We start from the raw sequence: 25,564 nt of genomic DNA, 5'->3' as shown, positions 1-25,564 counted from the left end.
AAAGGAGCCCCGCCATGGCGGTCAGCGATACCCAGATGATCGAGGCCTGGAAACAGGTTCTGACCCTCAGCAAATTGAAAGCCGGTGATATCGTCACCCTTTTGACCAGCGACACCAGCCACCCGCAGACCCTGCGCACCGCCCTGGTGGCGCTGGGTCAGCTGGGCGCCCGCGCCAACCAGCTGCAACTGCCGCCGGTGAACGGCGACAAGTCCCTCAGCCGGGACCCGCTGGCCTACCTGGGCACCACCCCGCTGAGCGGCAACCGGGCGGCCATCGCCGCGCTCAAGGAAAGCGATCTGGTGCTGGATCTGATGACCCTGCTGTTCTCGCCGGAACAGCTCGACATCCTCAAGTCCGGCACCCGCATTCTGCTGGCGGTGGAGCCGCCGGAAATTCTCACCCGGCTGGTGCCCACGGAAGCGGACCGGGAGCGGGTCAACCGGGCCGCCGCGCGGCTGGAGCGGGCCGCCGAGATGCACGTCACCTCCGCCGCCGGCACTGACCTGCGCTGCCCGCTGGGGGATTACCCGGTGATCCAGGAATACGGTTTCGTGGACCAGCCCGGCCGCTGGGACCACTGGCCCAGCGGCTTCGTGGTGACCTGGGCCAACGAAGGCCAGGCCAACGGCACCGTGGTGCTGGACCGGGGCGACATTCTGCTGCCCGAGAAAAGCTATGTGCGGGACCCGGTGCGCATGACCGTGCGCGACGGCTACGTCACCGCCATCGAGGGCGGGCTGGAAGCGGACCTGCTGCGCGACTATATGGACGCCTTCGACGACCCGGAATCCTATGCCCTCTCCCATGTGGGCTGGGGCCTGCAAAAGCGGGCCCGCTGGTCGACCCTGGCGCAGTACGACCGGGAGGCCACCATCGCCCAGGACGCCCGCGCCTTCGAAGGCAACTTCCTGTGGTCCACCGGCCCCAACAACGAAGCCGGCGGCCAGCGCACCGCCGCCTGCCACATCGACATTCCCATGCGCGGCTGCACCGTGACCCTGGACGGCCAGGCGGTGGTGCGGGACGGCCGGGTGCTGGACCAGGAGCCCGACGCATGAGCGACGATCAACAGGTGTACCGGCAGCAGGGCTTCGGTGGTCGGCTGGGTCTGCAGGGCCAACCCGCCCTGCTGCTGGTGGATTTCGTCAACGGCTTCGCCGACCCGCAACGTTTCGGTGGCGGCAATATCGCCGAGGCCATCGAGGCCACCGTGCCGGTATTGGCCGAGGCGCGCCGCCGGGGCTGGCCGGTGGTGCACACCCGCATCGTGTTCGCCGACGATGACGCCGACGCCAATGTGTTCACCCTCAAGGTGCCAAGTCTGCTGGCGCTCAAGGAAGCGGATCCGGCCAGCGCCATCGTCCAGCGGCTGGCGCCGGTGGACGGCGAATGGGTGCTGCGCAAGACCGTGCCCTCGGCGTTCTTCGGCACCGGCCTGGCCGCCTGGCTCACCCATCGCGGCGTCAGCACCCTGGTGGTCGCCGGCTGCACCACCAGCGGCTGCGTGCGCGCCAGCGTGGTGGATGCCATGAGCCATGGTTTCCGGCCGGTGGTGCTGGAAGACTGCGTCGGCGACCGGGCGCTGGCGCCGCACCGGGCCAATCTGTTCGACATGGCCCAGAAGAACGCGGACGTGATGCCCTGGGCGGCGCTGCGCCGCCAACTAACCACCTGAGTGGCGCCGCCGCGACCTGATGCAAATGGGGGAAACAGGCCCTAGAATACGCGGCGGCGCTGTATTTATTCACCTCTTTAATTCTTGCCGGAGTCCCATGCCCAGCCCCAAAGTCCAGGGCCGACGCGGTGTCGCCCCGAACAAAAAAACCAAGGCCGCGGCCCGTAACCGCCCCGGCCGCCCGGAAGGCTCCAACGGCCAGGTCCGCGACCGCATTCTGGACGCCTCCGAGCTGCTGTTCGCGGAACGCGGCTACGCCGGCACCACCCTGCGCGAAGTGGCGGACGCCGCCGAGGTCACCCAGGCGCTGATCAACTACTACTTCGGCTCCAAATACGGCCTGTTCCAGGAAGTCTTTCTGCGCCGCGGCAAGCACATCTCCGACCAGCGTCTGGAACGTCTGAATGAACTGGAAAAACAGGGACCGCTGCAGGTCGTCGACATCGTGCGCGCCTTCCTGATCCCCACCCTGGAGCTGCGCGCCACCGTATCCGGCCGCGCCTTTATCCGCCTGCAAGCGCGCCTGCACACGGAACCGCCGGAGATCTCCTACGAACTCCGCGACGAGGCCTACAACGAATCCACCAAAGCGTTCGTGGAAGCCTTCCGCAAGGCCCTCCCGGAAATCAGCGAACGGGACGCCCACTGGCGCGTCATCCTGATGATCGGCGCCTACATGTACGCCTTCTCCGACACCCACCGCCTGGAACAACTGGCCCCCGGCATCTGCCACCCGGAAGACTCCGAAGAAGTCCTCCAACAAATGACCGCCTTCGTCACCGCCGGCATGCAAGCAACCCCCACGGGTCGGACCACCATAACCCCTTGATATGGGGGCCGGGGGGGGGCCGGGGTCGGACCACCCCAACCCCTTGTTTTTATGAGGATTCCTGCCTTCCAGAGGGGCTAAAAAGAGGCTTAAAAGGCGGTTTTTAGCGCACTTGATGGCCTTTAAGGGGCGAGCTTCTCTCAGCCGACCAGACCACACCGTGCCCTCTATTACCGCCTTTTCAGGCCCGAAAGCCCGCCGCTAAGGAAAACCCGCCGCCAAGCACGTAAAAGGCTTCCTTTTTGAGCCTAAAATCCAGCTAAATCAAGTAGTTGCGGTGGTCCGACCCCATGGGTTAAATCAAGTAGTTATCGTGGTCCGACCCCATGGTTCAGGGTTTGTGGCGGGCGAGGATGAGCATGCCTTCGGTGTAGCTGTAGCCATAGCCGTAGCCGTAACTGCCGCCGCCGGTCACACGCTCGGTGTCGCCGAACACGCGGCGGCTGCTGGAAATGTCTTCGTCGCTGTACTGGAAGCGATAGGCGCCGGAGGTTACCGGGGTCACGCTGATTACCTCGTAGTCTTCCCGGTTCAGTTCCTGAATCGCTTCATCCAAGTCACGGGCCAGGCGCGGGCCGTCGATCTCCCGGTCGGACCAGCCCACTTGCTGCAGACGTTTTTCCTCGCGGGTCACCGCTTTTTCACCGCCGAACAGGCCGCGTTTGGTTTCCCCGGTGGCGACCTCCACGGTCACTTTCTTGTAGGTCGGTTTGAAATGAGCGCCGACAAAGACAGTACGGTTCACGAACGGCCTCCCCCCTGTTGTTCATGGAGCGACTCGTTCAGCTGGTCCACCACCAACGCCCATTCCGCGTCGCTGTTCAGCAGTTCACGCAGCAGTTGCCGTTGCCCCTCGTTCCAGAACGGCGCGTCGACGATATTCACTTCCGGTGGCAGGTCATGCCCGGCGATAAAATCCTCGATGCCCCGCGGGCTGGCATCAAGGCCGAGCTGGAGAAACAGATTGGTCATGCGTGCATGTACCGTATCCATGGTCAAACTCCCCTTTTTATTTAGCCCTCTATTAGAACCTCGGGGTGGGGGCTTCTCAAGGGATGATCGGGGACCGGCGCATCGCTGTGTGATTTTGGCGGGCAAAAAGGTTCACCGCCCCCCGGCTGGACGTGATGAACAAAAAAAAGCCCGGCGGAGCCGGGCTTTTGCGAGGGTCAGGCTTCGCCTTTGAGTTCCAGGCGACGGCGGTGCAGGACCGGTTCGGTGTAGCCGCTGGGCTGTTCGCAGCCCTTGAACACCAGGTCGCAGGAGGCCTGGAAGGCCTTGCCGTTGAAACCGGGGGCCATGTTCACATAGGTCGGGTCACCGGCGTTCTGCTGGTCCACCACTTCGGCCATGCGCTTCATGGACGCCATCACCTGTTCCTCGGTGACGATGCCATGGTGCAGCCAGTTGGCGATGTGCTGGCTGGAGATCCGGCAGGTGGCCCGGTCTTCCATCAGACCCACGTTGTTGATGTCCGGTACCTTGGAGCAGCCCACGCCCTGGTCGATCCAGCGCACCACATAGCCAAGGATGCCCTGGGCGTTGTTGTCCAGTTCCTGCTGGATGTCCTCGTCGCTGAGCTCACGGTCGAGCAGCGGGATGGTGAGGATGTCGTCCAGGGAAGCGCGCTGACGGCTGGCCAGCTGGTCCTGGACCTCCTGCACGTTCACTTCGTGGTAGTGCATGGCGTGCAGGGTGGCGGCGGTGGGCGACGGCACCCAGGCGCAGTTGGCGCCGGCTTTCGGGTGGCCGGCCTTGGTGGCCATCATTTCCGCCATCTCGTCCGGCTTCGCCCACATGCCCTTGCCGATCTGGGCCACGCCTTTCAGGCCGCATTCCAGACCGATGTCCACGTTCCAGGCCTCGTAGGCGTTGATCCACGGCATGCCTTTCATGTCGCCCTTGCGGGCCATGGGGCCGGCTTCCATGGAGGTGTGGATTTCGTCGCCGGTGCGGTCCAGGAAGCCGGTGTTGATGAAGATCACCCGGTCCTTGGCGGCGCGGATGCACTCCTTCAGGTTCACGGTGGTGCGGCGTTCTTCGTCCATGATGCCGATCTTGAGCGTGTTGCGTTCCAGACCCAGGGCGTCTTCCACGCGCTCGAACAGCTCCACGGCGAAGGCCACTTCCTCGGGGCCGTGCATCTTCGGCTTAACGATGTACACGGAGCCGGTGCGGCTGTTGCGCGCGCCGTCGGTTTTCTTCAGATCGTGCATGGCCGCCAGTACGGTGAACATGGCGTCCATGATGCCTTCCGGAATTTCTTCGCCCTTGAAGAGAATGGCCGGGTTGGTCATCAGGTGGCCCACGTTACGCACCAGCATCAGGGAGCGGCCCGGCAGTACCAGGGTGCCGCCGTCCAGAGCGGTGTATTCCCGGTCCGGGTTCAGTTCGCGGGTCAGGGTGCGGCCGGCTTTCTCGAAGGATTCCTTCAGGTCGCCCTTCATCAGGCCCAGCCAGTTGCGGTACACCTCGACCTTCTCTTCCGCGTCCACCGCGGCCACCGAGTCCTCGCAGTCCTGGATGGTGGTGACGGCGGATTCCATCAGCACGTCCTTGACGTGGGCCGGGTCCTCGGCGCCGATCGGGTGCTGATCGTCCACCTGGATTTCCGCGTGCAGGTTATTGTGCTTGAGCAGCACGCCGTCCGGTCGGGCGGCGTCGCCCCGGTAGCCCTGCAGCTGACTTTCGTCTTTCAGGCCGGATTCGCCGTCCTTGAGGCGCACCACCAGTTTGCCGCCGTCGATGGCGTAGCCGGTGCTGTCCTTGTGGGAGCCGCTGGCCAGCGGGAAATACTTGTCCAGGAAGTCCCGGGCGTAGGCAATCACCTTGGCGCCGCGCTTGGGATTGTAGGCGCCGCCTTTCTCGGCGCCGCCCTCGTCGGAAATCATGTCGGTGCCGTACAGGGCATCGTAGAGGCTGCCCCAGCGGGCGTTGGCGGCGTTCAGGGCGAAGCGGGCGTTGCGCACCGGCACCACCAGCTGCGGGCCGGCGATGTGGGCGAATTCCTCGTCCACGTTCTTGGTGCTGATCTTGAAGTCACCGCCTTCGGGGAGCAGGTAGTCCAGTTCCTGGAGGAACGACTTGTACTCCGCCGGATCGATCTTCTGACCCTTGCGATCCAGGTGCCAGGCGTCGATTTTCTTCTGGATGTCCTCACGCTTGGCGAGCAGCGCCTTGTTGCGCGGCGCCAGGTCGGCAAGGATTTTTTCCAGCTCGGCCCAGACGTGCTCCGGATCCACGCCGGTGCCCGGGGCGATCTCGTTGGCCACCAGATCATGGAGTTCTTTAGCGACTTCCAGGCCGCCTTTTTGGATGCGATCGGTCATGTGCTCCTACCTTTCAGGTCGAGAGTCGATACGAGGCCAGGGCAACGCGTGCTGGCCGGAAAGCGGCGGCATTTTACCGGAAAGACCGCCGTGAATCATGCGGTGGGGCCGTGCCGTCGTGACGCATCGGTCACGGAAAATGAACGATCACCGCCGATCGTTATTGGAACAGGTTGACCACGTCCAGCCGATGGGCGGCGGCACCGCCGCGCTGCTGGCCGTTTTCCAGGTTCTCGAAATCAAACAGGCGCGTGTCGGCCAGCTGGGAGGGCGCCACGTTGCCGATCGCCGAGAAGATGTTCTCGATGCGCCCGGGAAACTGCTTGTCCCAGCGATTGAGCATTTCCTTCACCGCCTGGCGCTGCAGGTTCTCCTGGGAGCCACAGAGGTTGCAGGGAATGATCGGAAATTCCTTGAAGGCGGCGAATTCAACGATGTCCTTTTCGCGGCAGTAGGCCAGCGGCCGGATCACGATGTGCTTGTTGTCGTCACTGCGCAGCTTGGGCGGCATGGCCTTCATCTTGCCGCCGAAGAACATGTTGAGAAACAGGGTTTCCACGATGTCGTCCCGGTGGTGGCCCAGGGCGATCTTGTTGGCGCCGATTTCCTCGGCGAAGCCATACAGGCTGCCCCGGCGCAGACGGGAACACAGCGCGCAGGTGGTTTTACCCTCCGGCACCTTCTCCTTGACGATGGAATAGGTGTCCTTTTCCAGGATGTGGTAGGCCACCCCTTCCCGTTCCAGGTACTCGGGCAGCACATGCTCCGGAAAGCCGGGCTGTTTCTGGTCCAGGTTCACCGCCACCAGTTCGAAGTGCACCGGCGCCGAGTGCTGCAGATTGCGCAGAATCTCCAGCATGGTGTACGAGTCCTTGCCACCGGACAGGCACACCATGATGCGGTCGCCTTCCTCGATCATATTGAAATCGGCGATGGCACGGCCGGTTTCCCGCCGCAGCTTCTTCTGCAGCTTGTTGAGGCGGGTGCGTTTTTTGGCGTCCAGGGTATCTGCGTTCATGGCACTCGCGGCCGGGGCCGCTCCTACGGAAAGATCAGGTCACCTTGATTTTGCGGATGACGCGACGGTACAGCGGCGGCGCCCAACGCTTCAGGTAGACGCCCGCGCCCTCGCGGCCGGCGATGATAACCTGATCGCGGCCACGCTGCACGGCCTCCACCAGCCGGCGCCCGCACTCCGCCGCGTCCATGCCGTTGGCCTGGGCGTCGTCCAGGGTACCCTGGGCGCTGCCGTCGCCGACCAGCGCGTTGTAGGACAACCGGGTATGAATAAAGCCGGGCAGCACCATGGTCACGCGCACGCCGTTCTCATACTCCTCGGCGCGCAGCGCCTCGAAAAAGCCGTGCAGGGCATGTTTGCTGGCGCTGTAGGCGGAGCGCTTCGGGGTCGGCAGCTCGCCCACCAACGAGGTGACCACCACGAACCGGCCGCCGCCCTGGCGCAGGAAGGCGGGCAGCACCGCCTTGGTCAGCGCCACGGTGCCGAAGTAATTCACCTCCATCATGCGCCGGTCCACCGCCAGGCTGGTGTCGCGGGCCAGGGCGCGCTGGGAAATGCCGCCGTTGTGCACCACCTGGTCGATGCGGCCGAAGTGGTTGAGCACCTGCTCGGTGGCCGGCTCCATGGCGGCTTCGTCGGCCAGGTCCAGCGGCACCACCAGATGCTCCTCGGCGTTGACCAGGCCGGCGCGCACCCGCTCCAACTCCTCCCGGCGGCGGGCGGACAGCACCAGACGCGCGCCGTAACGGGCGTATTCCGCCGCCGCCGCCTCGCCGATGCCGGAGGACGCGCCGGTGATCCAGACCACCTGATCCGCTAACGACGATGAAGGCATATCCGATTCTCCTTGTTTTCGGGGTCACTGAGAGTAGAAGCCCCGGGCGCTTCCGGCAAGGCCCCGGCTGGGCGCGGCGCCGGCGAACGGGTATCCTGAGGGCCCGTGCCCGCAACCCGCCAGGACCCCATGACCAGCATCGCCAATCCTCAGCTCAAGGACACCGTCACCCACTATTTCGCCGACCAGGGCGAAGAGGCCCCTACCTGGGTGGAGACCCACGGCCTGCTGTGCGCTTTCGCCGTGGGCCCCTACCAGGGGCCGGAGGATTTCAGCACCGCCCTGGAAATGCCGCTGCCGGAGGCGGTGGCCGCCGCCCTGGACGAACTGCGCGCGCGCCTGCTCACCGACACCCTGGCCGGCGAGCGGATCACCCTGCCCTGCCTGCTGGACCCCTACCAGGAGGACGACGGTAATGACCTGGCGTCCTGGTGCGCGGGCTTTCTCAGCGGCGTGTTCCTGCACGAGCAGCAGTGGTTCACCGAGGACGACGAAGACGACACCATGGCCAACTGGCTGCTGCCCATGATCCTGATTTCCGGCGTCGACGAGGACCCGGAGCTGGACGAGGTGTGGCGTGACGAGAAGCTGGTGCGCCAGATGGGCCGGGGGATTCCGGATGTGCTTGAGGAGATTTTGCTGCACTCTCAGGGGCCGGAAGGCTGATCGCGGGGGCCAAAGGTTGATCGCGAGGGCCAAAGGCTGATCGCGGCTGAAGCCGCTCCTACAGGACCCGGTGATATGGAACCGGTGTAGGGGCGGCCGGGCGGCGTGGCGCTTTAGCGGCGATCCTCCCCGACCAGCGACAGATGGCCGGTGTCCGGCACACTTACCGCCTCCTCCCGCTTCAGCGTTTCGATTACCGCGCCGGGCTCGGCCATGGACAGGTGGCTGGTGTCCGGCGCCGGCGCCGGGGCCGACCTTTCCTTGGTATCCAGATCCGCCCCCACCGGGGCCACTTGAAAGGGTCCGGTAAAACCGGTGCCGCCGGTACGCAGGGTGCCCACGGTTTCCAGTTCACCGCCGGTGACCGGGCCGGGAGCCCCGGCTGCCGGCTGCGCCGTCGGGGCAGCGGGAGCGGCCTGGGCAGGCGGTGCGGTCTGGTCGGCGAGCGCGTTCCGCGCGGCGGCTGCGGTCGAGGCGGCCGGCACGCTCTGGGCTGCTGGAGCGCTCTGGGCAGGGGGCGCGGTGGTGGCAGCGGGCACCGGGCCGGCCGGCTTCAGTTCGCAGCGGGCACCGGCCTGACGCAGGGCCACCTGGAATTTCCGGGCGGTGGCTTCGTCCGCGTCCTTCTTGACCGCCCGGGGTCCGCCGCCGATCAATTGCCGGGCCTTGCTCTCCGGCATCTTGAACAGCTTAGCCAGCCGTGCCGCCACCTGATCCGGGTCGGCGCCGCCCAGCGTTTCGCCGGTGATCACCACATGGAATCGGGCGTCGTCGTTCATGGTGCTTCCCCCACTCGGTTCATCCAGGGACAGGCAGTCAGCGCCAGCAGGCGGCGGCGTGCTCCGCCAGGGCGGCGATGGTGCGTGACGGATTGAGCCCCAGGGCCCGCGGCACCGTGGCGCCGTCCACCACATACAGTCCCGGATAATTGAACACTTCTCCGGCGTGGTTCACCACGCCCTGTTTCACGGTATCGGCCATATTGCAGCCGCCCAGCGGGTGTGGCGTGACCAGGTTCCGGAACCAACGCCAGGTGGCCGGGGTCATGGCGCGGCCGCCGGTGGCCTCGGTCAGGCGCAGGTGGCGGTTGGCCAGGCCCTGCACCGCTTTTTCGGCGAACCGGTAATCCCATTTCAGCCGCAGGCGGTCCTTTTTCCAGGGTGCGTACCAGCGCCGCGCCAGGGAAAATTCGCCGCCGGGGCCGTCGATGGCCTGCCCGAACCACAGCATCATGCCGGCGAAGGGATTGCTGTCGCGGCCATACTCCAGCAGCGCCGCGCCCAGGCGGGTGCGGGCCAGGCGCGGATGCCGGCCGGCCCGGTCCAGCCAGTTGCCGAGCAGGTCCGGAATGCCGCCGTCTTCCACGAAATAGCGGGCACCGCCGTCGCTGCCGTCCAGGTAATCGATGGCCGAGGTGATGGTCGGCCCCCGGGTGGGGGCGATGTCCCGGTCCGGGTAAAACGCCGGGGTCATGAAGTCACCGTTGCTGGTCCAGCCCCGGCCCAGGGCGCGGCTCAGGCGCGGCAGGGTTTTGTACTGGTCCCGGCAGCGCAGCAGCAGTTCCGTGGAGCCGACACTGCCGGCGGCGACGATCACCCGGCGGGCGCGCAGCCGGCGCCAGGCGCCGGCGTCCAGGTCCCGGACGCCCACTTCGTAGTCGCCCCCTTCCAGCGGCCGAATCCAGCGCACCTGCTGCAGCGGGCGCACGTCGGCGCCCTTCTCCTCGGCCCGCGCCAGGTAGTTCAGGTCCAGGGTGTTCTTGGCCTGCACCGGGCAGCCCAGGTCGCAGTTGCCGCAGTGCACGCAGGTGCCCTGGCGCTGGCCCTGATCGTTGGTCCAGGGCTTGCTGTGGCGGTAGTCGAAGGCGTCGTCCAGGCCGGCGTGCCAGTCCGGGTCGAAGGTCACCGCCTGGGGCACCACCCGGAAGCGGTGGCCGTGGCCGAGCTTGTCGGCGGACTCGTGCATCAGGCGGGTGCGCGGGGTCCATTGGCGGTCGGGCAGGCTCTGCACGTTGAGCATGCGGCCCACCGTGCGGTAATGGGGTTTCAGGGCGGCGTGGCTGATCGCCTCCGGCCAGCCCCGTTCGAATACCTGGGCCGGCGGTTCGATGCTGACATTGGCGTAGATCAGCGAGCCGCCACCGACGCCGGCGCCCAGGGCGATGCTCATGTCGCCGAAGTAGCGGAAATCCAGCCAGCCGTTCTGGCGCTCCGGCTCGTCCTCGTCCCAGAACCAGTGATCCTGGCTGACGCTGGGATAGTCCTCCGGCCGCCAGCGCCGGCCGCGCTCCAGCACCACCACCGGCTCGCCCCGTTCCGCCAGCCGGCAGGCCATCACCGAGCCGCCGAAGCCACTGCCTATAATCAGCGTATTGATGCTTTCCATGTCTGTTCCCCCCTGTCCATGGTGTTCCCCGGCGGTCTGGGTTGATCGCGGCTGAAGCTGCTCCTACCAACCATTGCTCGCCGTAGGAGCGGCTTCAGCCGCGATCTCCCCCAAGCCGCGACGCCCCCGGCAGATTAGCAGATCGCCGCCGGGCCGCGCAGCCCTTGCCCCTCACACCAGGGCGGCGGCCTTGATCTGCGCGTACACCGGGGTGCCCGGCCGCAGCGCCAGGCTGTCCCGGGACAGGGTGGACAGCCGCGCCAGCAGCCACTGCCCTTCGCATTCCAGGCGCACCAGGCACTGTCCGTGGCCCAGGTCGCGCAGGCTGTCCACCCGGGCCGGCAAAATGTTGAGCACGCTGGAGTCGCGGGCGGCGGTGAGCGCCAGGCTCACGTCCCGGGCCGCCACCTTGAGACGGGGCGTATCGCCACGGGGGCCGTCGGCGGGCAGGCGCAGCAGCCGCTCGCCCAGGGCCAGTTCCAGCAGATGGTGTTGCGGGTCGTAATGGCGATGCCGGGTGTGCAGCACCACCGCCGCCTGGCCACCGGCGGCCAGGGGACCGTGCAGGCCGGCCAGCCGCTCGGTGAGTTCGCCCTGCTCCCGCAGCCCGCCCTGATCCAGCCACCACAGGTGATCCCCCAGGGTCATCACCTCCTCCAGCTGGTGGGTCACATACAGCACCGGCAGCCGTTCCGCCACCCGGGCGATCACCGCCATCAGCGCCTGGCGGCGGTCGCTATCCAGCGCCGACAGGGGCTCGTCCAGCAGCAGCAGATCCGGCTCCGTGAGCAGTGCCCGGGCCAGGGCCACGCGCTGGGCCTCGCCGCCGGACAGGCCGGCCACGCCGCGCTCCAGCAGCGGCTGCAGCTCGGTGAGCGCCACCACCTGCCGCCAGCGGCCGGCATCGGCGCCGGAGCGGCGGGCGGCGAAGGTCAGATTGCCGGCCACGCTCAGATGGGGAAACAGGGTGGGTTTCTGCAGCATCAGCCCCACCGGCCGACGGTGGGCCGGCAGGCTGTCGCGCTCATCCTGCCAGACCCGGTCCGCGAAGCGGATCAGCCCCTGGCACGGCTGCAGCCCGGCGATGGCCTTGAGCAGGCTGCTCTTGCCGGCGCCGGAGGGCCCGAACAGGATGGTCACCCCGCGCTCGGGGAGCCGGCCGTTCACCGCCAGCCGGAAGTCACCCCGTTGCAGTTTGATATCCACCTGCAGACTCATATCAGGCACTCATCAGGTCAGGGTTCCCGGCCGCCGCTGCCAGCGGAACAGGCCCCACAGCAGCACCAGCGACATCAACACCAGCACCAGCGCCAGCCGGTGCGCCTGGCCGTAGTCACCCACTTCCACGTGTTCGTAGAGCGCCACCGACGCCACCCGGGTCTCGCCGGCCAGGCTGCCGCCGATCATCAGCACCACGCCGAACTCACCCAGGGTATGGGCGAACCCCAGCACCGCCGCGGACAGATAGCCGGGGCGCGCCAGCGGCAGCACCACGTTGCGGAACCGGTCCCAGGGCGCGGCGCCCAGGCTGGCGGCCATGTCCAGGGTGTCCTGGTCCACCGTCACGAAGGCGTTTTTCAGGGGTTGCAGCACGAACGGCAGCGAATAGAGCACCGAGCCCAGCACCAGGCCGGTGAAGGTAAAGGCCAGGCTGTGGGCGCCCCACAGGCCGGCCAACTGACCGCCGGGGCCGTTCGGCCCCAGCCACAGCAGCAGATAGAAACCCAGCACCGTGGGCGGCAGCACCAGCGGCAGCGCCAGCAGCGCTTCCAGCAGCGCCTGGCCGCGCCGGCGGCGGCGCGCCAGCCACCAGGCCAGCGGCGTGCACAGCACCAGCAGCAGCGCGGTGCTGATCAGCGCCAGCTTGACGCTGACCCAGAGCGCCTGCCAATCCGCCGGAGACACGCTCACCGGGGGGCGACACCATAGCCCGCTTCCTCGATGCGGGCGCGGGCCGCGTCACTGTCCAGAAACTCATAGAACGCCCGGGTCTCGGCCCGGTCCTGGAGCAGCAGGCTCTGCTGTTCGATGGTCGGGTAAAGCCCGCTGTCCGGCAGCCACAGGCTGCCGCCGGCGCCGCGCACCTGGCTGAACGCCACGAAGCCCGCCGGGGCGGCGCCGCTGCTGACGAAATGATAGGCCTGGCCCACGTTTTCCCCCTGCACCACCTTCACCGAGGCGGGCAGCCTCAGGGTGTCCAGCACCGCCTGCCCGGCGGCGCCGTAGGGCGCCAGCCGGGGGTTGGCCAGGGCAATCGGGCTGAGGTCGCCGCTCTCCAGCAACGCCGGCCCCAGGTCCAGCCCGGCCCGGGGGCTCCACAGCGCCAGCCGGCCCAGGGCGTAGACCCGCCGGGTGCCCTCCACGCCGCGCCCTTCCTGGTCCAGTTCCGTGGGCCGGCGGTCGTCGGCGGCCAGGAAAATATCGAACGGCGCGCCCTGGCGAATCTGTGCCGCCAGCTTGCCGGTGGACGCCACCGTGATCTCGATGGTCGCGTCCGGGTGACTCCTGCCGTACAACGCCACCAGGGTTTCCAGGGGTTTGGCGAAATTGGCGGCCACCGCCACGCGCACCGGTTCGGCGGCGGAAACCGCCATCGACAGGGTCAGACCAGCCAGCAACAACAAAAAACGCATTGGCGGATTACTCCTTGTTCCCGTGCTCGCGCGGATCATGGCCCAGATGGGGCTCGCCCCGCTGCCGGGCCAGTTCAATTTGCTTCTGCCGCTCGGCGAAGCGGGCTTTCTGCTCCGCCGAGGATTCGTCGTGACAGTGCGGACAGGACACCCCTTTCCGATACAGGGGCGAGGCCTTGTCCGCCTCCGAGATCGGCCGGCGGCAGGCGTGGCACTGGTCGTAGGCGCCCGGCTTCAGGTCGTGGTCCACGGTCACCCGCTCGTCGAACACGAAGCACTCGCCGCGCCACAGGGACTGTTCCTTGGGCACGGTTTCCAGGTATTTGAGAATGCCGCCCTTAAGGTGATAGACCTCGTCGAAGCCCTGTTCCTTGAGGTAGGCGGTGGACTTCTCGCAGCGGATGCCGCCGGTGCAGAACATGGCCACCCGCTTGTGCCGGCCGGGGTCCAGATGTTCGCGCACATAGTCCGGAAATTCCCGGAAGCTCTTGGTGTTCGGGTTCAGCGCGCCCTCGAAGGTGCCCACCTCGTACTCGTAGTCGTTACGGGTGTCGATCACCAGGGTTTCCGGATCGGCGATGACCCGGTTCCAGTCCTCGCCTTCCAGGTAGGTGCCGCGGCTGCGGTTGGGGTCCACGTCCTCCACGCCCATGGTGACGATCTCACGCTTGAGTTTGACCTTGCTGCGCAGGAACGGGTGGGCGTCGGTGAACGATTCCTTGTACTCCAGATCGCTGAGGCGCGGGTCCGCGCGCAGCCAGGCCACCAGCGCGTCGATGCCGGCGCGGTGGCCGGAGACGGTGCCGTTGATGCCCTCGTGGGCGAGCAGCAGGGTGCCCTTCACATCGTGGCGCTCCATCAGCGCCAGCAAGGGTTCGCGCAGGGCCTCGAAGTTTTCCAGGCGGGTGAAGCGGTACAGCGCCGCCACCACGATGGTACCGCTCATTGGCCGAACTCCGGGTCGTTCTTGCTGCCGCCCAGGCAATCCGGCGAGGCGCTCACCTCGCCGCCCTGGGCCTGCCATTCCGCCGGCGTGAACAGGTGCAGGGCCAGGGCGTGCACCGGCCCGGCCACTTCCTCGGCGAGCACGCCGTAGACGGTCTGATGGCGGCGCACCGGCATCTGCCCCTGGAACGCCTCGGACACCAGCACCAGCTTGAAGTGGGTCTCCGAGTTGGGCGGCACGCCGTGCTTGTGGCTTTCGTTGTCGAGTTGCAGGTGAGCGACGGGCAAGGCATCGCGCACCTTGCTTTCAATGGCCTGGGCCACGGTCATGGGGGTGCTCCTTCATTACGGGCTATATTCTATGGTACATAACGGGTTTTGGGTACCGCGCTAATCGCGCGGTGCCGGGATCAGGTCCGCCCACAGGGCCTCATCGTCGGCGTCGAACAGCGCCGCCTCGGCATCCCCGGGACCGTACTGCCGCACCGTGCGGCGTTCCCGCCAGGCCGGGCCGTCCAGGGTCTCGCCCCGGGCGAAGGCGCCCCAATCGGCGCGCACCCGGGCGGACAGCGCCGCCGCCTGCTCGCCGCCACCGGTGAGAAACTGCCCCGGCACGGTGTCGGTGACACCGAACACGAACGGCACATCGATCACATGGCAGGCGCCCATGGGCACGCCGAACTGGTTGCTGGTCCAGGTGAACTGATAGCCCCGGGTGTCGGCCCGATGGGCGGCCTGGGCATCCAGCAGACGCAGGGTGGGAACGCGGAACAGGCGGTCGCTCTCCATGGCGGAGAACCAGTCCATGTTGCTGCGCGCCGGGTCCGGGGTCACGGTGCGCCGGTAGTGGGCCAGCGCGCGCTCACCGTTACCGGGCAGCGCCCGCTCAAAGCGGCGCAGGATTTCCTCGTCGTCGTAGCCACGCAGCTCCTCCACGCTGGGGAAGCCGGCCAGCGGCCCGGCGTACTGGAAGAAATGATACTCGTCGCGGCAAACGCCGGCCATCAGCGCGATGTCCGCCGCCTCACCGGCGGCGATGGCGTCCACCGGCAGCCCCGGCAGCAGATCGCCGTCCACCATCGGCAGGAAGTTCATGGCGAACTGCGGCGTGGTGTCGCGCAGGCCGCGCCGCACCAGGGTGCGCAGGGCCTGGCCCTGGGCCTTGACCCAGGTTTTGGCGTCCGCCGCGCGCAGCCGCTCGGCGGCGCCGCCCTCGCCGGGCAGGGCCTCGACAAAGGCGCGGGTGACCTTGGCCACCTCCTCCTGGGCGAGCACGAAGTCGCCGCCGCCGGACTGCACGATGGCGCGCTGGAACAGGGGCCGCGCCCGGGGCGTGGCCATCAGGGTGGCGACACTGAAGCCGCCGGCGGATTCGCCGAAGATGGTCACCTGGTCCGGGCGGCCGCCGAACGCCTCGATATGGTGGTGCACCCACTCCAGCGCTGCCACCTGATCACGCAGCCCCAGGTTGGTGTCCGCCTCCAGCTCCGGCGCCAGGGCGCTGAAGTCGCCGAAACCGTGGGCACCCAGCCGGTAGGCGGCGTTCACCACGATCACCTTCTGGTCGGCGGCCAGGCGGGCGCCGCTGTACAGCAACTGGGAGGCGGAACCGGCGGTGTAACCGCCGCCGTGATACCACAGCATCACCGGGAACGGCCCCTCCCCTTCCGGCACCCACAGATTCAGATAAAGGCAGTCCTCACCGCTTTCATCAATGCCCATGGCCGGATTACGCATTTGCAGGGACGGGGTCGGATAACGGTCCGCGTTGTGCTCGTCGTCGCTGTCCGGCAGCGGCTGGGGCGCCTTGAACCGGTACTCACCCAGCGGCGGCCGGGCGAACGGCACGCCACGGAATTCCCGGACACCGTCACCGGCCACCGATTGATAACTGCCCTGGGGCAAAACGACTCGCATAACTGATCTCCCAAAGGTCCGGCCGGGCCGGAACAGGTTGTGTAATTGTCGAACAATACCAACGAATAGCCGGTGGCGCGCCGGTACCCTCGTTGTTACTTCATTTGGAAAAGGAGGCCCTTCCCATGAACGAGACCCTGAATGATCTGAACACCGCCGCCGACAAGCTTAACAAAGCCGCGCTGGGCGCGATCAATCGACTGACGGAATCCGGTCGCGCCTGGTTCCGCGATCTGGTGGAAACCGGCGAGAGCAAACGCGCCGAGCAGGCCAAGGGCACCGGCAAGAACGCCGCCGCCCGCCAGGACAGCCCGCTGGACGAATGGCGCGTGCGCTTGGCCCACGGCCTGGGCCTGCCCACCCGCGAGGAAATGGAGAGCCTGGACAAGAAACTCAACCGCATCAGCCGCAAGGTCAACAAACTGGCCCGCGAACAAAAAACCTGAAACACCGGCCGGGCCGGCCTTGGCCCGGCCGATGATGGCGCTGTCGATGATTGCTGTCATTGACTTAAACAGGCGGTTTGTCGTTTGCTGACAGCCTCCGCTGGCTGGCACCAATAAGAAAAGCGCCCATGGCCCCTGCAGCGCCGCTCCATTCCGGCTCCCTCACCGTCGCCTCCTTCTGGGTCGAGCACCTGCTTGATGCCGCCCTGCACGCCGGCGTCGACCTGAGCGATGCCCTGGTGCGGCTGGGCGTCAGCGAAGCGGACCTGGAATCGCCCCACGCCCGCCTGCCGCTCAAAGTCGAACAACGGCTGCTGGAGCACGCCGTGACCCGCAGCGGCGACCCGCTGTTCGGCCTGCATATGGGCGAAGGCATCCGCCCACGCTTCATGGGCGAACTGGGCTACGCCAGCATGTCCAGCGCCACCCTGCGCGACGCCATCGAACTGATGATCCCCTTCACCCGGGTCACCTCGGAATTCTTTGAACTGCGCTTCGAATGGCGCGACGACGATCTATGGCTGATCTGGGACACCCTGGACAACTCCCCGCTCAGCGGTCACCGGGTGGACGCCACCCTGGCCGGCGCGGTGGTGTTCGGCCGCTGGATTCTCGGCGAGGACCACGACCCGCTGGCGGTGCACCTGGTGCACCCCGCCCCCGACCAGGACGACGAATACCGCCGCGTGTTCCGCTGCCCCATCCACTTCGGCCAAACACTCAACGCGGTGGTGCTGGACGCCGGGGTGCTGGACCGGCCACTGCGCGACGCGGACCCGGAGGTCCACCGCCTGGCCCGCTCCCGGGTGCAACGCGCGGTGACCCAGTACCGCGCCCGCGACAACCTGCTTGAGCAGGTACGCCTGGAAATCCAGCAACGGCTGATCAAGGGCATCCCGCAACTGGAACCCATCGCCGAACGGCTGGGCGTCAAACCCTGGACCCTGCGCCGGCGCCTGCGCGCCGAACAGACCGACTTCTCCACCCTGCTGGAAGACGAACGCCGCCGGCTCGCCTGCGACTGGCTGCGCCACAGCGACCGCTCAGTGAACCAGATCGCCCTGGACCTGGGCTATTCGGAACAGAGCGCCTTCAACCGGGCCTTCAAGCGCTGGTTCGGAGTCACGCCGGTGCATTATCGGGAGCATCACCGGGACGCTCCGTCGCCCTGAATCGTGCCGGCGGGCGACGATCCGTGCGCTCGCCCCGCCGCTACTCTATAATACGCGCCGTCCGGGACCCTGCCCCCTCATCGGGCATCGCCATTGCTCAGAGGCTCCCCAGGTTTCAGTCACTTTAGTTCTCCCGAATTCCAGTTAGGAGATTGTTCATGAAAGCACCCGTACGCGTAGCCGTGACCGGCGCCGCTGGCCAAATCAGCTACTCCCTGCTGTTCCGTATTGCCTCCGGCGACATGCTCGGCAAGGACCAGCCGGTTATCCTGCAGCTGCTCGAAATCACCCCCGCCCTGGAAGCGCTGAAAGGCGTGGCCATGGAGCTGGACGACTGCGCCTTCCCGCTGCTGGCCGGCATCGTGCAGAGCGATGACGCCAAGGTGGCCTTCAAGGACGCCGATTACGCCCTGCTGGTCGGCGCCCGTCCGCGCGGTCCGGGCATGGAGCGCAAGGATCTGCTGGAAGCCAACGCGGCGATCTTCTCCGCCCAGGGCAAGGCCATCAACGACGTGGCCAGCCGCGACATCAAGGTGCTGGTGGTGGGCAACCCGGCCAACACCAACGCACTGATCGCCCAGCGCAACGCGCCGGACATCGATCCCCGTCAGTTCACCGCCATGACCCGCCTGGACCACAACCGCGCCATGGCGCAGCTGGCCGAGAAGCTGGGCAAGACCGTCAACGACGTGAAGAAGATGACCATCTGGGGCAACCACTCCTCCACCCAGTACCCGGATCTGCACCACTGCGAAGTGGACGGCAAGAATGCCGCCGAGCAAGTGGATCAGAGCTGGTACGCGGATGAGTACATCCCCACCGTGCAACAGCGCGGCGCCGCCATCATCAAGGCACGCGGTGCGTCTTCCGCCGCTTCCGCCGCCAACGCCGCCATCGACCACATGCGCTCCTGGGCGCTGGGCACCGACGAAGGCGACTGGGTGTCCATGGGCATCTACAGCGACGGCTCCTATGGCATTCAGGAAGGCCTGATCTACTCCTTCCCCTGCGTGTGCAAGAACGGCGACTGGGAAATCGTTCAGGGTCTGGAAGTCAACGACTTCTCCCGTGAGCGCATGACCGCCACCGAGACCGAGCTGGCCGAGGAACGGGACGCGGTGCAACACCTGCTGCCGTAACTCCGCTGGCCGCCTCGGCGGCAACCAGCGATAAAAAAAGGCTCCCTTCGCGGGAGCCTTTTTTTGTTTCACGCCTTGCGGGGAACCGACAGCTTTATCGCGGCTGAAGCCGCTCCTACGTGCGGTTCGCGGCGATCAGTAATTCTGGTACATGGACGGGTCCATGCCACCGCTCATGGAGCCCATCATGGCGCCCATGCCGATAAAGCCGCCGACAAACAGCACCAGCAATACCACCAGGGCGATGATCACCCCCGAGCCATTGGGAGCCGGTTTGGGGCCGTAATTGTTGGCGCCCTTGGAGCCGGGCACGAACAGCAGCATGATGGCGATCACGAAGTTGGCGATCGGCACGAAGATCAACAGAATCAGCCAGCCGCTCATGTTCATGTCATTGAGACGGCGGATGCCGTAGATGATGCTCATCACGGCCAGGAAAATCGACAGCACCGCCACCACCAGGATCATCGGAATCATCATCGTGCCGCCGGACGGATCGACGCTGAATCCGGCCGCCATGGCCAGGCCCATGATCGCGTACAGGATCATGGTGAACACCATCACGTAGACGAAGTAGCGTGCCCGTCCCAGCCGGCCGGTGGTTTGGAACATGCGTGGCTGGTAGGTCTCCACGGCGGCCGTCCCCAGATCGGCCTCGGGGGATTGATAAGGTTGGTTCATGATCTTCCCTTGGTTTTACTGAATCATAGAACACCACGTCAGGGTGGCGCCGCCCTCGTCGGCACCACCCTGCGCAGCACATCCCCGCGGCTAAGTTGCCCCACCAGCCGCGGACCTTGCACCACCGGCAGAATCCGCCGGTGATGGCGCAAGAGCATTTCCGCTGCTTCCTGAACCGTGGCGGACACCGCCACGCCCAGGATTTCACGGCTCATATAGTCCGCCACGCAGCCGGCACCGGCGCCATGATAGTCGGCATCCAAAGTGCTTTTCAGCGCGTCGGCCTCGGAAAACATCCCCACCAGCACGCCCCGCTCGTCCACCACCGGCGCACCGCACAGGTCACGGGCCAGCAGCGCCCGGGCGGCGTCATGGACGGACATAACGGGGGAAAGAGAAAAGGGATCCGGCTTCATGCAATCCCTGACCGGTTCAGCCAAACCGGGTCGCATATCGTTCATGGCTTCATCCTTTGAAGCGTTTTTATGGGAATGTCGAAAGCCTACCCATAATCCCGCCGCTTCACCAGTCCGATACGCGTGCCCCAATAGCTGTCCGGCGGCGCCACCCAGGCGGCCCGGTGCAGGCGCGCCAGGGCCTCGCCGTCCCGGGCCAGCGCATTGAGCTGGCGCCGGTTGAGACCTTCGGGCCCGTGCTGGATGCAGCGTTGCAGCCATTCCTCCCGGGCCTCCGGTTCCAGGCAGCGGCGGCGGCGCGCCAGGGCCCGGTGCAGGTGGTTCAGGTCCGGGTCAACCACCGCCGCGTCGAAGGCGCTCAGGGCGCCCGGGTTGAGCGGCCGGGGATCGGCGATGGCGTCCACCTGGGGAGACAGCCGCTGCTCCTCCGGGGTAAGCAGCAAACGCCGGCGCCGTAACGCCTCGCCCAGGGCCACCCGGCTGAGCACCACCGAGGTGGGCGCCGCCAGAATCAGCGGCAGGGCCACCGGCAACGACCAGAAGAAAAAGAACGGGTCCAGCCACAGGGCCAGGCCGGCCCAGCCCGCCGCCAGCAGCGTGCCCGGCGCGTGGCTGACGAAGGCCTCGCGCCAGCCGGTCTCGTCGGTGCGGTTCTGGCCGCCCCAGTGCAGCGACAGATTGAACAGCGCCCCGAGCACATAGCGGCTGTGGGTGAGCATGCGGATCGGCGCCAGCAGCATGGACACCAGCAGTTCCAGGCACACCGAGGCGAACAACCGCCAGGCGCCGCCATGCTGGCGCCGCCGGCCACTGAGCAGCACGTCGGCAATGGCCAGGAACTTGGGCAGAAACAGCAAAAAGAAAGTGCTCAGTATCAGGCCCACCGCCCAGTGCGGGTGCCATTCCGGCCAGGCCGGAAACATGCTGTTTTGCTGCTCGGGAAAATAGTCGATGGGCCACAGCGTCAGGCGCGTGGCCTCGATGCTGGTGAGAATCAGAAAGGCCAGCCAGATCGGCGAAGACAGATAGGACAGGATGCCGTTGAGAAACGCCATGCGGTGGGCGAAACGCAGCTTAGGCGCGAACAGAAACAGCCACGCGTGTTGCAGGTTGCCCTTGGCCCAGCGCCGGTCGCGGGTCAGTTCGTCCACCAGGGTCGGCGGCGATTCCTCGTAGCTTTCGTCCAGCTCCGGCTCCATCCATACCTCATAGCCGGCGCGGCCCATGTAGGCGGCCTCCACGAAGTCGTGGCTCATGATCGGGCCCCGGAACAGGCCGAAACCGGACAGGTGTTGCAGGCCGCAGTGCTCCATGAACGGCTTGCAGCGAATAATGGCGTTATGGCCCCAGTAGGCCGCCTCGCCCAACTGAATACCGGCCAGCCCGGCGGTGAACAGCGGCCCGTAGACCCGGTTGGCGAACTGCTGAAAACGGGCGAAGGCGGAGTGGGCGTTGATCAGCGACGGGCTGGTTTGCAGGATGCCCACCTTGGGCGCCAGCTCCATATGGCGCACCATGCGCGTCAGGGTGGCGCCGCCCATGACGCTGTCCGCGTCCAGCACCACCATGTACTCGTAGTCCTTGCCCCAGCGGCGCAGGAAGTCCGCCACGTTGCCGCTTTTGAAGTTGAGGTTGACCGGCCGGTGGCGGTAGAACAGGCGGCCCTGCAGGCCCTGCTCCTGGCACAGCCGGTACCAGCCGGTGCGCTCCTCCAGCCATTGTTGCGCGTCGCGGCTGTCGGACAGCAGATAGAAGTCGAAATGTTCCAGCTCGCCGGTGTCGCGCAGGGACTGGATGGTGGCGCGCAGGCCGGCCAGGGTGCGGTCCACCGGCTCGTTGTAGATCGGCATCACCACGGCGGTGCGGGCCAGCGGCGTGGCGGCCACGGTGGCGGCGTCGTAGCGGCGCACCAGGGACCAGGGGTCGCCGCCCCGACGGCGCAGCCAGAAGCCCAGCAAGGCGGTCCAGAAGCCCACCGAAATCCAGGCGAACAGCACCGCGAACAGAAACAGGATGCCCTTTTCCAGCAGATTGCCGCCGTGGTACGGCAGCACCGACTGCATGCCATAGAGGCCCGCCAGGGTTTGCGCCAGCACCAGCAAAATCAGGGTGGCGCGGCGCAGCACCGCCACCGCCTTCCAGCGGCGGCGGCGTGGGCCGGCGGTGTCCGTCGTCGCTGTGCTCACGGGCGCCGCGGGTAGTGAATGGAGCCGTGGTGCACCGGCGGCGCCAGCATCGGCGGCGCCGGCTGATCCAGGCCGAAGCGCTCCGGCACGGCGGCCATCAGCCGTTCCAGCAGCCCCTCCTCGCCGGCTTCAAGGGTGTCATCCACCAGCCGCAGGGCGGCCCGGGTGGTGTCGGTGTCCACGCTCACACCGGACAGCCGCAGATAGGCCAGCACCCGGCCCAGGGCGTCCTCTACGATGTTGTCGGTCATCGGGAATCTCCGCCCAGGATGTCGTTGTTCACCGGGATCTCATAGGACCAGGTTTCCGACACCGTGTCCTCGCCCTTCTTCAGGAAAGCACGCAGGGCCAGGGGCTTGTCGGCGGCCGGGCGCGCCAGGATGGACACCCGCCAGCGATCCACCGGCGCCAGATATTCCACGAAATGCTCGATCACTTCGCCATCGCCCTCGGCGATCACCTCGCTGGTCACCGGCGCGCCTTCGGTGACGCCCTGGAGCGGTCCGCCGGCGAAATCCACCACGATGCGGTAGGCGCCTTCCACATTGCCGCCGCCGGCACGGTTGCCGTCACCAACGAAGGTCTTCACCGCGCTGGCCCGATCGCTGCCGCTGATCGACGGCGCGCCCACCTTGAGCTGGTAGTCATAGGCCAGCGTCTGCCCCTGGCGCACCGGCTCGTCCGGGCTCCAGAACGCGACGATGTTGTTGTTCATTTCGTTGTTGGAGGGCAGTTGCACCAGGGATACCCGGCCCTTGCCCCACTCGCCCTTGGGCTGGACCCAGGCGCTGGGTCGCTCATGGTAATGGGCGGCGAAGTCCTGGAAATCGTCGAAGCGGGTTTGCCGTTGCATCAGGCCGAAACCCTGCACCTGGCCGGCGCTGAAATAATCGATCTTCAGGTTCTTGGGATTGAGCAGCGGCCGCCACAGCCATTCGCCGCTGGTGCCGTCGTGCATCAGCAGGCCGTCGGAATCGTGCACCCGGGGCCGCCATTCGCCCACCGGGCGGGCGGTGTTGCCGCCGTAGAAAAACATGGAGGTGAGCGGCGCGACGCCCAGTTTCTCGATGTCGTTGCGGATAAACAGGCGCGATTTCACGTCCATCACCGCCGCGTCGCCGAGGCGGATATCGAACTGGTAGGCGCCGGTCAGGCTGCGGCCGTCCAGCAGCGCGTACAGGGTCAGGGTGTCGGCCTTGGCATCGGGCCGGACCAGCCAGAATTCCGTGAAGGAGGGAAACTGCTCACCGGAGGGCAGCCCGGTGTTCACCGCGATGCCCCGGGCGGAAAGCCCGAAATGGTTGTTCTTGCCAATGGCGCGGAAGTAGCTGGCGCCGGCGAACACCATGAACGCCCGGCGGCCGTTTTCCGCCTGCGAGTCCGGATAGGTGATACGGAAACCGCCATAGCCCAGGTCGGCGGGCACCCGGCGCGCCAGTTCCTCGCTGGTGTAGGTGAAACTGTTCTTGTCGTAGGCCAGATCATGGACGCCCTGGGCGTCCACCACGTTCAGCTTCACCGCGTGTTTGAAATACAGCCCCGGTGACATCATCGACACCTGGAAACGGGAGCCGCTCTCCCGCCACAGGCTGTCCTCGGATTTGAAACGGATGCCCTGATACTGCTCCTGGGACAGATCCTGGAGAAACTGCGGCACCGGCGTGGGCGCCTGGTAGGACTCGCCCGCCCGTTCCCTGGCCTTGTCGATCACGGTTTGAAAGCCGAAACCCTGGGCCGAGACCCGGGCCGAGAATGACCAGCACATCAATGCCAGCAACAGCACCAGCCAGCCACGACAACGCTCCATGTATTCCACCCCTTGAGCACACAAGATGCAGGCATCACCATCGCGGCGACCGTCCCGCAAGATAATCCGACACATCCTATACGGCGGACAACCAACTGGCTCGCGGTGAGCCCCGGGAAACTATAAATTTTCGCAAAACGTTCACGTGGGGGGACCGCGGCTGAAGCCGCTCCTACGGGGCTATGCGGTAGGAGCGGCTTCAGCCGCGAAATTGCCGTGACAGTAGCAGCGGCTTCAGCCGCGAACAGAAAACGCGAGCGCGCTCAGAGCAGCGCGCGGGGGGCGGTGATCACACCGTTATTGTCGGCGTACACATACTCGCCGGGGCGGAAGGTGACACCACCGAAGGTGATATCGATATTGAGCTGGCCTTCATCGCGGCGCACCGACTTGATCGGCACGCAGCCCAGGGTCATAACGCCGATATCCAGCTTGGCCAGTTCGTCCACGTCGCGGCAGGCGCCGTGGATGATCACCCCTTCCCAGCCGTTTTTCACCGCGTTCTCGGCGATCATGTCGCCGATCAGGGCATTGCGCAGGCTGCCGCCGCCGTCCACCACCAGTACCTTGCCCTTGCCGTCGGTGCCCAGATGCTCCTTGACCCGGGAATTGTCCTCGAAGCACTTCACGGTGACGATTTCACCGCCGAACGCGGATCGGCCGCCGTAGCTGTACCAGTGCAAACCGGTAACCACGGATACGATATCGGCGTTGTCGTCGCACAGGTCGCAGGTGACGAAGCTCATTGTTTCTCCTCGGTGGGGGATGGAATCCGGCGTCCCGCTTCAGGACGCCGAGCGCAGATATTTGTCCCGGTACTTGCCGGCATAGACCACGAAGTCCCGGAAACGCACCCGATAGGTGCCGTTGTCCGGCCCCATCAGCGCCATGCCCAGCAGGGCATCGGCGACCCGCTCGCCGCTCACCGGCAGCCAGTGGGCATCGGTCCAGCGGGTGATCGGGTCGATGATCTTGGAAAAGCGGATGCCGAAGGCCTCCACCGGGCGCGGCGTTTCCCGTTCGCCGAGCAGCAGGGACGGCTGAAACAGCGCCAGCAATGGCAGTTTGAGGGCTTTCAGTTCCCGTTCCAGCTGGCCCTTGATGCGGGCGTAGAAGAACGGCGAATGGGCGTTGGCGTTGACCGCCGAGACCAGCAGAAAGCGCTGTACCCCGGCGTCCCGGGCCAGGCGCCCGATGTGCACCACCAGGTCCAGATCGACACGCCGGAACGCTTCCTTGGAGCCCGCCTGCTTGAGGGTGGTGCCCAATGCGCAGAACACGTCGTCCACGGCGAAGAAATCCTGGTGCTGATCGATGTCCCCCGGGTCGATCACCCGTTCCACCAATTTTTCGTGCTCGATGCCCACCGGTCGGCGGGTCAGCACTCTTACTTCCTGGTAATCGTCGCACTCCAGCAGTTTGCGCAGGCAATGTCCGCCCACCAACCCGGTGGCGCCCAACAGCAAGGCCCGTCTGCTCATG

The 25,564-nt window shown here is 66.4% G+C and carries 27 protein-coding genes; 7 read left to right on the top strand and 20 right to left on the bottom strand.

All coding sequences use genetic code 11. From position 1 onward, the window contains the following. Positions 1-14: 14 nt before the first annotated feature. The 3 genes from FGS76_RS04835 to FGS76_RS04825 all read left to right on the top strand — a co-directional run bounded on the left by FGS76_RS04835 (position 15) and on the right by FGS76_RS04825 (position 2,507). A complete protein-coding gene (locus FGS76_RS04835) occupies positions 15-1,061 on the top strand; it encodes a 2,5-dihydroxypyridine 5,6-dioxygenase NicX family protein (protein WP_138771503.1) in 1,047 nt (348 codons plus the stop codon). Beyond that, entirely contained in the window at positions 1,058-1,678 is a 621-nt protein-coding gene (locus tag FGS76_RS04830; protein ID WP_138771502.1) for an isochorismatase family protein, read from the top strand. The genes FGS76_RS04835 and FGS76_RS04830 overlap by 4 nt, the downstream gene beginning before the upstream one ends. Positions 1,679-1,775: 97 nt before the next feature. Then, entirely contained in the window at positions 1,776-2,507 is a 732-nt protein-coding gene (locus FGS76_RS04825) for a TetR/AcrR family transcriptional regulator (RefSeq protein WP_138771501.1), read from the top strand. A gap of 331 nt (positions 2,508-2,838) precedes the next feature. Here the strand turns inward: FGS76_RS04825 and FGS76_RS04820 are convergent, their stop codons facing one another. The 5 genes from FGS76_RS04820 to FGS76_RS04800 all read right to left on the bottom strand — a co-directional run bounded on the left by FGS76_RS04820 (position 2,839) and on the right by FGS76_RS04800 (position 7,689). Then, positions 2,839-3,252: a hypothetical protein gene (locus FGS76_RS04820; RefSeq protein WP_138771500.1), complete on the bottom strand. Its 414-nt coding sequence runs from the start codon at positions 3,250-3,252 to the stop codon at positions 2,839-2,841. Beyond that, positions 3,249-3,500 (bottom strand): DUF2789 domain-containing protein, encoded by a 252-nt coding sequence (locus FGS76_RS04815; protein ID WP_138771499.1) that lies wholly within the window; start codon positions 3,498-3,500, stop codon positions 3,249-3,251. Before FGS76_RS04815 ends, FGS76_RS04820 begins: the two co-directional genes overlap by 4 nt. 176 nt (positions 3,501-3,676) lie before the next feature. Beyond that, positions 3,677-5,836 carry a malate synthase G gene (locus tag FGS76_RS04810; protein WP_138771498.1) on the bottom strand — a complete coding sequence of 720 codons (2,160 nt, stop codon included), beginning with the start codon at positions 5,834-5,836 and terminating at the stop codon, positions 3,677-3,679. 160 nt (positions 5,837-5,996) lie between these two features. Then, positions 5,997-6,854: a tRNA 2-thiocytidine(32) synthetase TtcA gene (gene ttcA / locus FGS76_RS04805; protein ID WP_138771497.1), complete on the bottom strand. Its 858-nt coding sequence runs from the start codon at positions 6,852-6,854 to the stop codon at positions 5,997-5,999. 34 nt (positions 6,855-6,888) lie between these two features. Then, the gene (locus tag FGS76_RS04800; protein WP_138771496.1) at positions 6,889-7,689 is read right to left on the bottom strand and encodes an SDR family oxidoreductase; all 801 of its coding nucleotides are present in this window, start codon (positions 7,687-7,689) and stop codon (positions 6,889-6,891) included. Between the two features lie 105 nt (positions 7,690-7,794). Between FGS76_RS04800 and FGS76_RS04795 the strand changes: the two genes are divergently transcribed. Continuing rightward, positions 7,795-8,355, top strand: coding sequence for a YecA/YgfB family protein (locus FGS76_RS04795; RefSeq protein ID WP_240692423.1), 561 nt, complete (start codon positions 7,795-7,797; stop codon positions 8,353-8,355). 113 nt (positions 8,356-8,468) lie between these two features. On the opposite strand, the gene FGS76_RS04790 is transcribed toward FGS76_RS04795, so the two are convergent. From FGS76_RS04790 to FGS76_RS04755, 8 genes are all read right to left on the bottom strand, one after another. Further along, entirely contained in the window at positions 8,469-9,134 is a 666-nt protein-coding gene (locus FGS76_RS04790) for a hypothetical protein (RefSeq protein ID WP_138771495.1), read from the bottom strand. Between the two features lie 37 nt (positions 9,135-9,171). Next, positions 9,172-10,740 carry a GMC family oxidoreductase N-terminal domain-containing protein gene (locus FGS76_RS04785; protein WP_138771494.1) on the bottom strand — a complete coding sequence of 523 codons (1,569 nt, stop codon included), beginning with the start codon at positions 10,738-10,740 and terminating at the stop codon, positions 9,172-9,174. Positions 10,741-10,911: 171 nt separating this feature from the next. Next, positions 10,912-11,958 carry a molybdenum ABC transporter ATP-binding protein gene (gene modC / locus FGS76_RS04780; protein ID WP_138771493.1) on the bottom strand — a complete coding sequence of 349 codons (1,047 nt, stop codon included), beginning with the start codon at positions 11,956-11,958 and terminating at the stop codon, positions 10,912-10,914. 12 nt (positions 11,959-11,970) lie between these two features. After that, on the bottom strand, positions 11,971-12,651 hold the full coding sequence (gene modB / locus FGS76_RS04775) for a molybdate ABC transporter permease subunit (RefSeq protein WP_138771492.1): 681 nt from the start codon (positions 12,649-12,651) through the stop codon (positions 11,971-11,973). After that, positions 12,648-13,373, bottom strand: coding sequence for a molybdate ABC transporter substrate-binding protein (gene modA / locus FGS76_RS04770; protein ID WP_138771491.1), 726 nt, complete (start codon positions 13,371-13,373; stop codon positions 12,648-12,650). Before modA ends, modB begins: the two co-directional genes overlap by 4 nt. Positions 13,374-13,380: 7 nt before the next feature. Beyond that, positions 13,381-14,319 (bottom strand): oxygen-dependent tRNA uridine(34) hydroxylase TrhO, encoded by a 939-nt coding sequence (trhO, locus tag FGS76_RS04765; RefSeq protein ID WP_138771490.1) that lies wholly within the window; start codon positions 14,317-14,319, stop codon positions 13,381-13,383. Then, positions 14,316-14,648 carry a BolA family protein gene (locus FGS76_RS04760; RefSeq protein WP_138771489.1) on the bottom strand — a complete coding sequence of 111 codons (333 nt, stop codon included), beginning with the start codon at positions 14,646-14,648 and terminating at the stop codon, positions 14,316-14,318. The genes trhO and FGS76_RS04760 overlap by 4 nt, the downstream gene beginning before the upstream one ends. 60 nt (positions 14,649-14,708) lie before the next feature. Beyond that, positions 14,709-16,235 (bottom strand): carboxylesterase/lipase family protein, encoded by a 1,527-nt coding sequence (locus FGS76_RS04755; RefSeq protein ID WP_138771488.1) that lies wholly within the window; start codon positions 16,233-16,235, stop codon positions 14,709-14,711. A gap of 125 nt (positions 16,236-16,360) precedes the next feature. Here FGS76_RS04755 and FGS76_RS04750 point away from each other — a divergent pair, with 125 nt between their 5' ends. The 3 genes from FGS76_RS04750 to FGS76_RS04740 all read left to right on the top strand — a co-directional run bounded on the left by FGS76_RS04750 (position 16,361) and on the right by FGS76_RS04740 (position 18,992). Beyond that, positions 16,361-16,681 carry a poly(hydroxyalkanoate) granule-associated protein gene (locus FGS76_RS04750; RefSeq protein WP_138771487.1) on the top strand — a complete coding sequence of 107 codons (321 nt, stop codon included), beginning with the start codon at positions 16,361-16,363 and terminating at the stop codon, positions 16,679-16,681. A 128-nt stretch (positions 16,682-16,809) separates the two neighbouring features. Next, positions 16,810-17,853, top strand: a complete 1,044-nt coding sequence (locus FGS76_RS04745; protein ID WP_138771486.1) for an AraC family transcriptional regulator — start codon at positions 16,810-16,812, stop codon at positions 17,851-17,853. Between the two features lie 158 nt (positions 17,854-18,011). Beyond that, on the top strand, positions 18,012-18,992 hold the full coding sequence (locus FGS76_RS04740; protein WP_138771485.1) for a malate dehydrogenase: 981 nt from the start codon (positions 18,012-18,014) through the stop codon (positions 18,990-18,992). A gap of 135 nt (positions 18,993-19,127) precedes the next feature. Here FGS76_RS04740 and FGS76_RS04735 read toward each other — a convergent pair whose 3' ends face one another. The 7 genes from FGS76_RS04735 to FGS76_RS04705 form a co-directional block, all read right to left on the bottom strand. After that, on the bottom strand, positions 19,128-19,673 hold the full coding sequence (locus FGS76_RS04735; protein ID WP_138771484.1) for a DUF805 domain-containing protein: 546 nt from the start codon (positions 19,671-19,673) through the stop codon (positions 19,128-19,130). A 38-nt stretch (positions 19,674-19,711) separates the two neighbouring features. Beyond that, the gene (locus FGS76_RS04730; protein ID WP_170214398.1) at positions 19,712-20,089 is read right to left on the bottom strand and encodes a CBS domain-containing protein; all 378 of its coding nucleotides are present in this window, start codon (positions 20,087-20,089) and stop codon (positions 19,712-19,714) included. Positions 20,090-20,175: 86 nt separating this feature from the next. Next, on the bottom strand, positions 20,176-22,275 hold the full coding sequence (gene mdoH / locus FGS76_RS04725; RefSeq protein WP_138771482.1) for a glucans biosynthesis glucosyltransferase MdoH: 2,100 nt from the start codon (positions 22,273-22,275) through the stop codon (positions 20,176-20,178). Next, positions 22,272-22,526 (bottom strand): hypothetical protein, encoded by a 255-nt coding sequence (locus tag FGS76_RS04720; protein WP_138771481.1) that lies wholly within the window; start codon positions 22,524-22,526, stop codon positions 22,272-22,274. Before FGS76_RS04720 ends, mdoH begins: the two co-directional genes overlap by 4 nt. After that, on the bottom strand, positions 22,523-24,082 hold the full coding sequence (locus tag FGS76_RS04715; RefSeq protein ID WP_138771480.1) for an OpgD/OpgG family glucan biosynthesis protein: 1,560 nt from the start codon (positions 24,080-24,082) through the stop codon (positions 22,523-22,525). The genes FGS76_RS04720 and FGS76_RS04715 overlap by 4 nt, the downstream gene beginning before the upstream one ends. A gap of 263 nt (positions 24,083-24,345) precedes the next feature. After that, a complete protein-coding gene (gene rraA / locus FGS76_RS04710) occupies positions 24,346-24,828 on the bottom strand; it encodes a ribonuclease E activity regulator RraA (RefSeq protein ID WP_138771479.1) in 483 nt (160 codons plus the stop codon). A gap of 39 nt (positions 24,829-24,867) precedes the next feature. Then, positions 24,868-25,563 carry an NAD(P)H-binding protein gene (locus FGS76_RS04705; protein ID WP_138771478.1) on the bottom strand — a complete coding sequence of 232 codons (696 nt, stop codon included), beginning with the start codon at positions 25,561-25,563 and terminating at the stop codon, positions 24,868-24,870. Position 25,564 lies beyond the last annotated feature (1 nt).

The organism is Alloalcanivorax gelatiniphagus (assembly GCF_005938655.1).
GTDB lineage: Bacteria > Pseudomonadota > Gammaproteobacteria > Pseudomonadales > Alcanivoracaceae > Alloalcanivorax > Alloalcanivorax gelatiniphagus.
The sequence above is the reverse complement of the archived record's forward strand: the minus strand, read 5'-3'. Positions and strand labels throughout refer to the sequence as shown.

Coding starts and splice junctions, on each gene's coding strand:
- FGS76_RS04835 (WP_138771503.1), top strand. CDS start 15: ATGGCGGTCAGCGATACCCAGATGATCGAGGCCTGGAAACAGGTTCTG.
- FGS76_RS04830 (WP_138771502.1), top strand. CDS start 1,058: ATGAGCGACGATCAACAGGTGTACCGGCAGCAGGGCTTCGGTGGTCGG.
- FGS76_RS04825 (WP_138771501.1), top strand. CDS start 1,776: ATGCCCAGCCCCAAAGTCCAGGGCCGACGCGGTGTCGCCCCGAACAAA.
- FGS76_RS04815 (WP_138771499.1), bottom strand. CDS start 3,500: ATGGATACGGTACATGCACGCATGACCAATCTGTTTCTCCAGCTCGGC.
- FGS76_RS04810 (WP_138771498.1), bottom strand. CDS start 5,836: ATGACCGATCGCATCCAAAAAGGCGGCCTGGAAGTCGCTAAAGAACTC.
- ttcA (WP_138771497.1), bottom strand. CDS start 6,854: ATGAACGCAGATACCCTGGACGCCAAAAAACGCACCCGCCTCAACAAG.
- FGS76_RS04800 (WP_138771496.1), bottom strand. CDS start 7,689: ATGCCTTCATCGTCGTTAGCGGATCAGGTGGTCTGGATCACCGGCGCG.
- FGS76_RS04790 (WP_138771495.1), bottom strand. CDS start 9,134: ATGAACGACGACGCCCGATTCCATGTGGTGATCACCGGCGAAACGCTG.
- FGS76_RS04785 (WP_138771494.1), bottom strand. CDS start 10,740: ATGGAAAGCATCAATACGCTGATTATAGGCAGTGGCTTCGGCGGCTCG.
- modC (WP_138771493.1), bottom strand. CDS start 11,958: ATGAGTCTGCAGGTGGATATCAAACTGCAACGGGGTGACTTCCGGCTG.
- modA (WP_138771491.1), bottom strand. CDS start 13,373: ATGCGTTTTTTGTTGTTGCTGGCTGGTCTGACCCTGTCGATGGCGGTT.
- trhO (WP_138771490.1), bottom strand. CDS start 14,319: ATGAGCGGTACCATCGTGGTGGCGGCGCTGTACCGCTTCACCCGCCTG.
- FGS76_RS04760 (WP_138771489.1), bottom strand. CDS start 14,648: ATGACCGTGGCCCAGGCCATTGAAAGCAAGGTGCGCGATGCCTTGCCC.
- FGS76_RS04755 (WP_138771488.1), bottom strand. CDS start 16,235: ATGCGAGTCGTTTTGCCCCAGGGCAGTTATCAATCGGTGGCCGGTGAC.
- FGS76_RS04750 (WP_138771487.1), top strand. CDS start 16,361: ATGAACGAGACCCTGAATGATCTGAACACCGCCGCCGACAAGCTTAAC.
- FGS76_RS04745 (WP_138771486.1), top strand. CDS start 16,810: ATGGCCCCTGCAGCGCCGCTCCATTCCGGCTCCCTCACCGTCGCCTCC.
- FGS76_RS04740 (WP_138771485.1), top strand. CDS start 18,012: ATGAAAGCACCCGTACGCGTAGCCGTGACCGGCGCCGCTGGCCAAATC.
- FGS76_RS04735 (WP_138771484.1), bottom strand. CDS start 19,673: ATGAACCAACCTTATCAATCCCCCGAGGCCGATCTGGGGACGGCCGCC.
- FGS76_RS04730 (WP_170214398.1), bottom strand. CDS start 20,089: ATGAAGCCGGATCCCTTTTCTCTTTCCCCCGTTATGTCCGTCCATGAC.
- FGS76_RS04720 (WP_138771481.1), bottom strand. CDS start 22,526: ATGACCGACAACATCGTAGAGGACGCCCTGGGCCGGGTGCTGGCCTAT.
- FGS76_RS04715 (WP_138771480.1), bottom strand. CDS start 24,082: ATGGAGCGTTGTCGTGGCTGGCTGGTGCTGTTGCTGGCATTGATGTGC.
- rraA (WP_138771479.1), bottom strand. CDS start 24,828: ATGAGCTTCGTCACCTGCGACCTGTGCGACGACAACGCCGATATCGTA.
- FGS76_RS04705 (WP_138771478.1), bottom strand. CDS start 25,563: ATGAGCAGACGGGCCTTGCTGTTGGGCGCCACCGGGTTGGTGGGCGGA.